The organism is Pseudoalteromonas sp. NZS11, from assembly GCF_015864765.1.
Lineage (GTDB): Bacteria > Pseudomonadota > Gammaproteobacteria > Enterobacterales > Alteromonadaceae > Pseudoalteromonas > Pseudoalteromonas arctica.
The window spans coordinates 1-9,887 of sequence record NZ_JADYWP010000020.1 but is presented as its reverse complement, the minus strand read 5'-3'; the positions used below and the strand labels follow the sequence as shown (position 1 = coordinate 9,887).

Annotated in this window: 9 protein-coding genes and 1 pseudogene; 5 read left to right on the top strand and 5 right to left on the bottom strand. The window is 38.8% G+C overall.

The features are described from left to right. Positions 1-117 precede the first annotated feature (117 nt). The 4 genes and pseudogenes from I6E82_RS19905 to coaBC form a co-directional block, all read right to left on the bottom strand. A pseudogene (locus I6E82_RS19905) lies at positions 118-618 on the bottom strand (GGDEF domain-containing protein); the annotation flags it as partial. A 248-nt stretch (positions 619-866) separates the two neighbouring features. Beyond that, entirely contained in the window at positions 867-3,635 is a 2,769-nt protein-coding gene (locus tag I6E82_RS19710) for a S9 family peptidase (protein WP_197118526.1), read from the bottom strand. 140 nt (positions 3,636-3,775) lie between these two features. Continuing rightward, complete coding sequence (gene slmA / locus I6E82_RS19705; RefSeq protein WP_007581932.1) at positions 3,776-4,363, bottom strand: nucleoid occlusion factor SlmA; 588 nt, start codon at positions 4,361-4,363, stop codon at positions 3,776-3,778. Positions 4,364-4,474: 111 nt separating this feature from the next. After that, entirely contained in the window at positions 4,475-5,668 is a 1,194-nt protein-coding gene (coaBC, locus tag I6E82_RS19700) for a bifunctional phosphopantothenoylcysteine decarboxylase/phosphopantothenate--cysteine ligase CoaBC (RefSeq protein ID WP_197118525.1), read from the bottom strand. Positions 5,669-5,812: 144 nt separating this feature from the next. On the opposite strand from coaBC, the gene radC reads away from it, so the two are divergent. The 3 genes from radC to rpmG all read left to right on the top strand — a co-directional run bounded on the left by radC (position 5,813) and on the right by rpmG (position 7,165). After that, the gene (gene radC, locus I6E82_RS19695) at positions 5,813-6,487 is read left to right on the top strand and encodes a RadC family protein (protein WP_007581936.1); all 675 of its coding nucleotides are present in this window, start codon (positions 5,813-5,815) and stop codon (positions 6,485-6,487) included. Positions 6,488-6,761: 274 nt separating this feature from the next. Beyond that, positions 6,762-6,998 (top strand): 50S ribosomal protein L28, encoded by a 237-nt coding sequence (rpmB, locus tag I6E82_RS19690; protein ID WP_004335549.1) that lies wholly within the window; start codon positions 6,762-6,764, stop codon positions 6,996-6,998. Positions 6,999-7,009: 11 nt separating this feature from the next. Next, positions 7,010-7,165 (top strand): 50S ribosomal protein L33, encoded by a 156-nt coding sequence (gene rpmG, locus I6E82_RS19685; protein ID WP_004335545.1) that lies wholly within the window; start codon positions 7,010-7,012, stop codon positions 7,163-7,165. Positions 7,166-7,364: 199 nt separating this feature from the next. On the opposite strand, the gene I6E82_RS19680 is transcribed toward rpmG, so the two are convergent. Continuing rightward, positions 7,365-8,291 carry a manganese-dependent inorganic pyrophosphatase gene (locus tag I6E82_RS19680; RefSeq protein ID WP_007581938.1) on the bottom strand — a complete coding sequence of 309 codons (927 nt, stop codon included), beginning with the start codon at positions 8,289-8,291 and terminating at the stop codon, positions 7,365-7,367. Between the two features lie 118 nt (positions 8,292-8,409). Between I6E82_RS19680 and I6E82_RS19675 the strand changes: the two genes are divergently transcribed. Together I6E82_RS19675 and mutM are read left to right on the top strand one after the other, a co-directional pair. After that, positions 8,410-8,910 carry a hypothetical protein gene (locus I6E82_RS19675; protein WP_121954796.1) on the top strand — a complete coding sequence of 167 codons (501 nt, stop codon included), beginning with the start codon at positions 8,410-8,412 and terminating at the stop codon, positions 8,908-8,910. 14 nt (positions 8,911-8,924) lie between these two features. Further along, positions 8,925-9,734: a bifunctional DNA-formamidopyrimidine glycosylase/DNA-(apurinic or apyrimidinic site) lyase gene (gene mutM / locus I6E82_RS19670; protein ID WP_004335526.1), complete on the top strand. Its 810-nt coding sequence runs from the start codon at positions 8,925-8,927 to the stop codon at positions 9,732-9,734. Positions 9,735-9,887 lie beyond the last annotated feature (153 nt).

Here is a 9,887-nt window from a genome sequence, read left to right as displayed (position 1 = left end):
GGTCAGTTGTTTGTAATGTCTCATTGTAAAATCTCTTGCCGGAGAAAAAGCAGTTAGCTTATGAGCAACTGACCACTTAATCTAGCCAAAACAAGTTATGCACTTACAATTTGAATCTAGGATATGAGCAAGGCTTACCTCTATAAGATTAAATAAAGAGCCTAAGCCAATTGTTACAGTTTGCTGTTGTTGTAAATACACAAGGTACGCACAAATAGCAAAAGCGACTGTACTAAATAGGCTTCCCCAGTTTCTTCCAACTAAAAAAAAGCTAAAAGGCGGGATTAACGTTGCCCAAAATAAAGAGTGGGCATGGCCACCAACTGAAATCACAAACATCATTATTAAGCTAACGACCATAAGGGTAACAGCCCACGCTGCTGCATTTACGTTGGCTGTTTTATTAAACCAAGTATAAATACCTAACGATATCGTAAGTCCTAAGGCATCAATTAAAGCAATGTCATAGCTTTCAAAATAAAAAAGATTGAGGAGTGTTAAAACTAAAAAGTAACATGTGGTTATTAGTAAAGAGTGGGCTATTAAGCGAGTACGCCAAAAATCCTTATGGTCTTTTGGGTATTGTGGAAACTCTTTGTACCAAAAACCTAGCGTAATGAACGACTCTTTAACCTCTGAATTTAGTGATTATTACTTATATTAGGCTTTTATTATAGTTTTTTACTTTGATTAAAACGCTTATATACGGTGGTGTTTATAAAAGTTTAAAGATCATTATAGCATTTTTCAAAGGTATGAAGGACTAGGTAGTGACTGATTACTTAAATGTAATATGCCTCGCCTTGATTTAATTGACGCAGAGCTCAACGTTATCGCTTACGTAGAGCTCTGAATAAATGTTATATCTATTCCTCTATAAATGCCTCGCCTTTTGTCATCCACTTTTCAGCTGGTTTGCCTTTTAAGTAATGATCAAAGTACTGCATCATACGTACTGAAAAATCGACCTGATTAGGAAACTTTTTCAAGTGGTGTGGTTCACCTTCGTATTGTAAAAATGTAGCATCTTTTCCTGCACGGCGCAGAGCTAAGTAGTACTGCACGCTCTCATGCCAAGGTACTGCATCGTCTTTGTCGCCAGACATTATTAAGATAGGCGTATTAACTTTGTCTGCAAAAAATACTGGTGAGTTTTCTATATAAAGTTCTGGTGCTTCAAATAAGTTTTTGCCAATACGGCTTTGTCCTGTTTCGTATTGAAATTGACGAGCAAGGCCCGATTTTAAACGTATGCCACTGTAAGCACTGGTCATGTTTGATACTGGCGCGCCAGATACAACCGCTTTAAACATATCTGTTTGGGTTATCATAAACGCACTTTGATAACCCGCCCAAGAGTGACCTTGTAAGCCTATTTTATCTGGGTCGGCTATGCCTAAATCTATTAATTTTTGGGTAGCGTTTATCATGGTTTGCGTTGACGATTTACCAGGGTGACCTATTTCAAAGCGAATATCAGGTAAAAATACCGCATAACCGTTTGAGGTAAACATAGGGAAGTTAGGGCGATGGTTTAATTCCATTTTTGGAAAATCAAACATACGCTGGCTCATGTAACGATAAAAATACACAACCACAGGTACTTTATCGCCTTTTTTATAGCCCGCTGGTTTTATTAGTACGCCTTGTAAATCTTCGCCATCAAAGCCTTTATAGCTTATTAGTTCTGGCTTTTCTCCCCATGCAAAATTACTAATTTGTGGGTTTAGGGTGGTCACTTGTTTTGGTGCGCTAAAGCTAAAATCTGTTTGGTAGTAATCAGGAAATTGGCTATAAGTTTGCGAGGTGAACAAGTACTTGTCAGCCTTTTTGGCTTTTTTAACTACATCAAAGCGTTTATTACCGCTAAGCACGTTAGTTATTGTGTTAGTGGTTAAGTTGAGCTTTGCCACTTCGCTTTGTTTAGTTTGTAAGTTAATAGCAGAGACAAGTAATGTATCGCCTTTTTTAAAGCCCACTTGGGTTTTATCAAGCTTAATAACACGGTACTGCGTATTGCTTTGCTTACCATTAGTTAGGCGTTTAGCTTGCTTAGTTTTTACATCAAACGCCCAAACATCGTATTTACTATAAGCAAGCACTTGGCTGCTATCGGTCATCCAACCAGCAAAACCATAACCAGGTTGAATAGATGGGTAGTCGTGTTTATCATCAGCAAAGGTTGCCTGAATCGCTTTTGTAAGCGGTGTTACTTTATTGTTTTTTAAATCTTTTAGCTGTATTTGGCTATCGCTAAAATAAGTCGCAAACTCACCATTAGGGGCAAGGCTCGGTCTAAACGGATAGTTACTAATAATTGGAGTTTGTTTACCGGTGTTTATATTTACTGCAAAGTAATCAGCAAAAAAACCGCCGTACATTATTTTTTCTAGGTAGGGGATGTTAGATGAACCAAGTAAAGATACATCTCGCTGAGGGTTTAGTGCAACCTCAGGCATATTAGTGGTACTTAGCTGTACCACTTTTTGCGAGTTAACGTGATACACCGCACTGTAATGGCGATTTTTATTAACTTCGTTCCATTGCTGCTCTTCACGCGGTTTTATTTGCGCATCGTTGTTGTGCCATACATCTAAACCTTTATGTTCACGTATGGTATCAAAGTCGTACAATGAGGCTTCATCAGTATATTCTTTAGCCTTAACTTTAGCAGCAAGCTTTGGATGGTTTTCAAAATATAAACGCTCGCCATTTTCTGACCATTCAAGGGTGGCTGTTTTCCCTAACGTCCATGCTTTATTCGGTGAATCTATAGTTGCAAGCTTCTCGTTTTTATATAGCTGTAAAGTGTAGCTACGACGGCGCGTGTCATCATTTACATAGTTACCCAATGTAAACGCTGCAATATTGTCAGTTGGGTGCCACGCTATTTTATTTGCGATTACGCCTGGTTCATCAATTAATACGCTGCTATTAAAGTCACTTAGCTCAATTAACGCTATTTGGTTGTTATTACCATCGCTGTAACTTTGACTCACTAATAGCTGGCTGTTAGCTGAGTTAATAGCGTAGCTAAATACGTTTTCTATTGTATGGGTGCGTTTATCAGATAAATTTACGATAACAAGCGCATAGCTCTTATCTTTTTTATCGGGCGTGATAGCGTTGTCTTCTTCGTTTTTAGTGCTATCGGTTTTATCTTCTACTTTTGCGTCATCGTCTTTTTTATTTAAACGATAAGCAAGCCACATACCGTCATCAGATAACGTGTAATCTTTTACATCTGCAAAGCTTTGTTGGGCACCTGATTGTGTGTTTACGAGTACCAGGTTGTTTTGAAGTGTGTCTTTTTTTTTGGTTGTTTCTTTTTCAAGTAAGGTAGGTACTTGTGTAAAAGCGACCCAGTTAGCGGCTTTATTAATATGAGGCTTAGTGCCGCGTTCTACTTCTGCGATGAGTGTATTGCTTTGTAGTGAGTAAACTTGACCAGTTGCATTTCCACGATACGGCGTTGCACTAAAAGTGAGTACTTGACCATTGTCAGATAGTTGTGTGCTTTTAGCTGATTTAAAACTAAATACGTCTTTAAATTGTAGCGATTCTTTGGCGTGTATGCCGGTGCTAGTTAAGCTGGCAACGAGTGCCGTGCTTAATAAGGTGAGTTTTGTTTTCATTATTGATTCTCGTATTATGACATTGTTTCATTGTAACGAGTTTGGTTCATAATTCGAGCGGATCAGATAAATGGCAGCTACATACGACAAAACGACCCGTAGGTCGTTTTTTGGTATTTAATTTATTAATTTAGCAAACATTACAGCCAAATTTTTTGTAGCTCAAGCCATTGTTTTTCAAATTGAACACTTGGTTTTGCTTTAAAGTCGCTACGTACAAACTGATTCATTTTGCCTTCAACGTAGGCGAGTAAAAAGTTTGCAAGTGTAAGCTCATCACTTTGAAAGTTTTTACCTTCACGTAATTTACGCTCACGAAGTACTTGTTTAAACTGAGTTTCTAATTTTTCAAACAAGCTTTGTACCCGCTCGCGTAAACGTTCCTGCTCACCTTGCAGAGCATCGCCAGTTAAAATACGAGTAATGCCTGGATTTTTTTCAGCAAAGGTTAGAAGTAATAATAGAATGTTATAAATGCGCGTTTGGCTTTCTTTTTCGTTTTCAATAATAATATTTATACGAGATAAAAGGGTATCTTCAATAAACTCAATTAAGCCCTCAAACATACGCGCTTTGCTCGGAAAATGACGATACAGCGCGGCTTCAGACACACCCACCTCAGCAGCTAGTTTTGCTGTGGTGATGCGTTGTCCTAAATTAGTTTCTAACATTTGTGCGAGTGCTTGCAGTATTTGCTCTTTGCGATTACTTCTTTTTGTCGCAGGCATGAACATTCCTTTTTATTAGTTATTCTTAGTGGCGCAGTTAAGAACCCTAGTCATTTTTTGTTCAAATGATTAGCGTATGTTAATGTTTTATTCAGTTTGTTTCCAGCCTTTTTATAGATGTTTAGCCAGCTGTTCGATCACCTTGCGAGCTATTTCTATTTTACTTGTAGTTGGTAATTCTAGTTGTTCATTATGCCAGTACAGTGTTAAAGCATTATGATCGGAATTAAACCCTAAGCCACTTTTTGATACGTCATTAGCGCAAATCATATCTAGATTTTTATTTTTTAGTTTACCTTTAGCATAGCTTTCTACATTTTGAGTTTCGGCGGCAAATCCAACCGTATAGGGGCGGTTTTGTGTAAGGTTGGCAATAGCTGCAATTACGTCAGGGTTTTTAGTTAAAGTAAGGGTGAGTTCGTCGCCTTGTTTTTTCATTTTTTGAGTCGCAATGTTTGCAGCTCGATAATCCGCAACAGCAGCGCAACCTATAAAAGCATCTGATTGTGGTGCATAGGTAAGTGACTCAGTTAATAGCTCCTCAGCGCTTTCTATATTGATAAGGTTTACGCCAGTAGGGGCTTTTATAGTGACTGGACCCGAAATTAAATTAACCGTAGCACCGAGTTGCAAAGCGGCCTCTGCCAGTGCATAACCCATTTTTCCTGAACTGTGATTTGATATAAAACGTACCGGATCGAGAGGCTCACGCGTTGGGCCTGCTGTTATTGTAATTGTTTTTCCTGCAAGTAATTGCGGTTGCTCTTTTGCTATACATAGCGCAACTAGCTCATGTGGCTCTAACATGCGTCCAGCGCCTATATCGCCACAGGCTTGCTCACCTTTACCTGGGCCCCAAATAAGTACGTTACGTGCTTTTAATGTGGCTAAATTAGCTTGTGTTGCTGCGTGTGCATACATTTGCTGGTTCATGGCTGGCGCAACTGCGACTTTTGCAGGCGTTGCTAGTAGTAACGTTGTTAGTAGGTCGTCAGCAATGCCGGCTGCCATTTTAGCAATAATATTACACGTCGCTGGAGCAACTAAAATTAAGTCAGCCCATTTTGCAAATTCAATATGCCCCATTGAAGCTTCAGCAGAAGGGTCTAGTAATGAGTCAGAGACTGTTTCTCCACTAACGGCTTGCATGGTCAGTGGTGTAATAAAGTGTTTAGCTGATTCAGTCATAACTACTTTTACTTCACAACCAGAGTCTTTTAATCGCCTAACGAGTTCTGCACATTTATAAGCTGCAATACCGCCGGTAATACCTAGTACAATTTTTTTGTTTGTTAAGTTAGTCATGGATGTTCATCAGTTTTTATTAAATATTGGGCTTAAAATAACAAATCTTTACCCATACAGCGAAGTTTTTTAATTCGAAATAACAGGCTAAATTTCAAATTTGCATTACATTTATAAGACACTTTCGCCTCTCAAGGATGAATAATGCAACTTACTTCACTACCAAACTCACTTCGACCTCGTGAAAAGCTCATAGCAAAGGGGGCTAAGGCGCTGACTGACGCAGAGCTTCTTGCCATATTTTTACGAACAGGGTTACCGGGAATGAATGTAATTGAGTTGGCTCAGCATTTATTAAACGAGAATAAAACACTTCATAATTTGTTTAATGCTAGCATTGAGGAGTTTTGCTCTCAAAAGGGGTTAGGGACCGCTAAGTATGTTCAGCTACAAGCTGTGTTAGAGCTAAGCCAACGTTATATGCAGGAGCGTTGCCAACGAGACGCCGTGTTTAATTCGCCAAACTCAGTTTACGATTACCTGACCATTCAAATGCGGGGCTTACAACAAGAAGTATTTATGGTGTTATACCTAGATAGCCAAAATAGATTAGTAAAAGATGAAATACTTTTTTATGGCACAATTAATTCTGCCAGTGTTTATCCGCGTGAAGTGGTAAAGGCTGCGCTTAAAAATAATGCAGCCGCTGTTATTTTTGCGCATAATCATCCAAGTGGTATTGCAGAACCGAGCCAAGCAGACAAACTTATTACTAATAAATTGCAGCAAGCACTGCAATTGGTCGACATAAGTGTGCTCGATCACATCATTGTTGGTGGAGAAACGTGTGTTTCGTTTGCCGAGCGAGGCCTGATTTAGCTTTGTTAGATACAGAAGTGTGTTAAAAATGAGCTGTTTAACGTGTTTTGGCAAATTAGTTTAATTTAAATGCAGTTTTTACTTTCCCTAAGGGCATTCGATCTTTATAATTAGCCGCTATCAAATTTACATATATGAGCTGATTGGATAGATCAGTGTTTGATCTTTGCCTGTAAAAGCTGTATAAAGAGCGCCCTTCGATTTATCTCTAGGGCGGAAATACACGGCCTTAGATTAAATTAAGCTCGAGCGAAGTTATTGGAGATATATAGACATGTCTAAAGTATGTCAAGTTACAGGTAAGCGTCCTGCGGTTGGTAATCACCGTTCACACGCGAGAAACGCGACTAGACGTCGTTTCCTACCTAACCTACAAACACACCGTTTTTGGGTTGAAAGTGAAAAACGTTTTGTAACATTACGCACTACTACTAAAGGTATGCGTATTATCGATAAAAAAGGCATCGACACGGTTCTTACAGAAATCCGTGCTCGCGGCGTTAAAGTTTAAGGATCTGAATCATGCGCGATAAAATCCGTTTAGTTTCAACTGCCGGTACTGGTTTTTTCTACACTACTGACAAAAACAAACGTAACATGCCTGAGAAGATGGAAATCAAAAAGTTTGATCCAAAGATTCGTAAACATGTTCTTTTTAAAGAAGCTAAAATTAAGTAATTTTAGTTCTTTTAGAATTTAAAAACCCAGCCTAGGCTGGGTTTTTTGTTTTTAAAAATATGATTAGTGAATTGATATAAAAAACCTCGTTGGCATAACCAACAAGGCTTTTAAATCAAAAAACGTTATACCAATAGCATTAAATTAGTGAGCTATTTAATGCGATAAAATAATCATGTTTTTAATAAAATTGGTATCATTAGATTTTTGTGAATGCATCTTGTAGTGGTGGTACTACTTGCTTTTTACGGCTCAGTACACCATCTAACCATACTTTATCATTCTCTGGTTTTACACCGTAAGCCTGCTCAACTAAGTTTGCATCGTCAGATACAATTAGCATTTCTGAGCCTTCTTTCATTATATCGGTAAGTAGTAAAAATACAGAGTGGCGATTACCCTCAACTTTTAGCTTAGCAATATCGGCTGCAAGGTCTGCTTTAATATCGTCAAAAACAGCAAGGTCGATTACTTCTAGTTGGCCAATGCCTACTAGGTTACCGTTCATGTTGAAATCTTTAAAGTCGCGCATTACTAAATCACGTGCTGGTGTGTCTTCTACCGCAGATTTAACGCGAAACATATCCATACCCAATTCTTTAAAGTCTTCTACGCCTGCAATTTCAGCTAGCGCTTCAACACATTTAATATCGGCAGTGGTACATGTTGGTGATTTAAATATGACTGTGTCGCTTAAAATTGCACACATCATAATACCCGCGATGTCTTTAGGGATTTCTACGCTGTAGAAGTCGTACATCATTTTAATAATGGTGTTTGAACAACCAACAGGACGAATCCAACATTCAAGCGGAGTAGATGATGTTAAGTCACCTAATTTGTGGTGATCTACCACGCCAACAACGCGAGCTTGGTCGATATCATCGGGTGCTTGTGTTTTTTCTGTGTGATCTACAATATACACATCTTCACCCGCGTAGCTTAATTTAAGCTCTGGTGCTTCGAAGCCAAATTTATCAAGGATAAATTGAGTTTCAGGTGATATTTCACCAAGACGAGTTGGAATTGCTGGCTCATCGATTTGGTTTTTTAAATAAGCCAGTGCAATTGCACCACAAATAGAATCTGAATCTGGGATTTTATGGCCCACTACATACATAGACATTGACGGAACTCCTTTAAATTTGCCGATATTCTAACAAAGTCTGCGGCCTTTAACATATAGACAGCGCAATTAAGTTTTAGTTACACTTTAAAATCTTGAATTTACTAGGTGTATTAATATGCGACTGGGCCGTAAAGGTTGGAACAACGTTATAATATTTTCGATGTTGATTATGATCTTCTTCTTAAATGGCTGGCATAAGCAACTTTTGGGAGGGGAGGATAAACCAACATTACAAGCCGTACTCCCCCAGCAAAGTTTTGTACTGACACTGCAATTTGTTGATCAAAAAATTGAGCGAATAGGAACAAGCTGGCGTACAACCCCACTACAAAAAGACATACCGCTTGTGTGGCAAGCCTCTGAGCAGCAACTTAGTGATTTAATTAATCAGTGGCAAAGCGCGCAGTTAATGGGCGTTAACGAATCTGTTGTTTTTAATCCTAATGAGCCTTTATATGTTGCTGCATTTGAGTTGGCTGGCGAGAGTTTACCTTGGGTTTATTTGCTTTATAAAGGCGATGGGCAATATTACTTACTCGAAAAGAGTAGCCAACGAATACTCGCACTCGATTTAAAAACTGCACAGCAGTTATTTCCTAGTTTTGATTTTTCATAAAGTGAGTCTAATTAATGCCTGAATTACCAGAGGTAGAAGTGAGCCGAATGGGCATCACTCCCCACGTACAAAACCAAGTAGTTACTAAGGTAAATATTTACAATGCCAGTATGCGCTGGCCAGTGCCTGATGACGTGTATCAGCTTGAAGGGCTAATTGTTACTAGTATTGAACGACGAGCTAAATACTTACTTTTACACTGTGAGCTTGGGAGCACTATTTTACATTTGGGTATGTCAGGTAATTTACGTGTTGTAGATAAAAGTGAGCCGCTTAAAAAGCATGACCATGTAGAGTTTATTTTTGGCAACGGTAAAGCACTGCGCTTAAACGATCCTCGTCGCTTTGGTTGCTGCTTATGGCAAGAGCCAGGTGAAGTGCATAAGCTACTCTCTAAGCTTGGCCCTGAGCCGCTTACCGATGATTTTTTTGCTAAACGCGTGTACGAACAATCGCGCAATAAAAAAGTACCGGTAAAGCAGTTTATTATGGATAACGCAGTGGTTGTTGGTGTTGGTAATATTTACGCGAATGAATCGTTATTTAAAGCGGGTATACATCCAAAGCGAGAAGCGGGAAAAGTATCGCTCAAACGTTATCAAGCACTTATCCCTATTATAAAAGACACACTTGCAGCGGCTATTACACAAGGTGGTACAACGCTTAAAGACTTTGCACAAAGTGATGGTAAGCCTGGGTATTTTGCTCAAGAGTTATTAGTATATGGGCGAAAAGGCAAGCCATGTATGACGTGTGAAAACGAATTGGAAGAAATTAGATTGGGGCAGCGCAGTACTATTTTTTGCTCAAATTGCCAAAAGTAGTTATCTAGTTATCTAGTTATTTGAATATTTAGTTACGCGGATTCAAATCTGAAGTGCATAACGTTTAGGCGGCTTTAGCCGCCAAGTGATCCTGCATCAATTTTGCAGGCGTTTCAAATCCAAGTGTCTTCCTCGGACGATTATTAAGTTGCT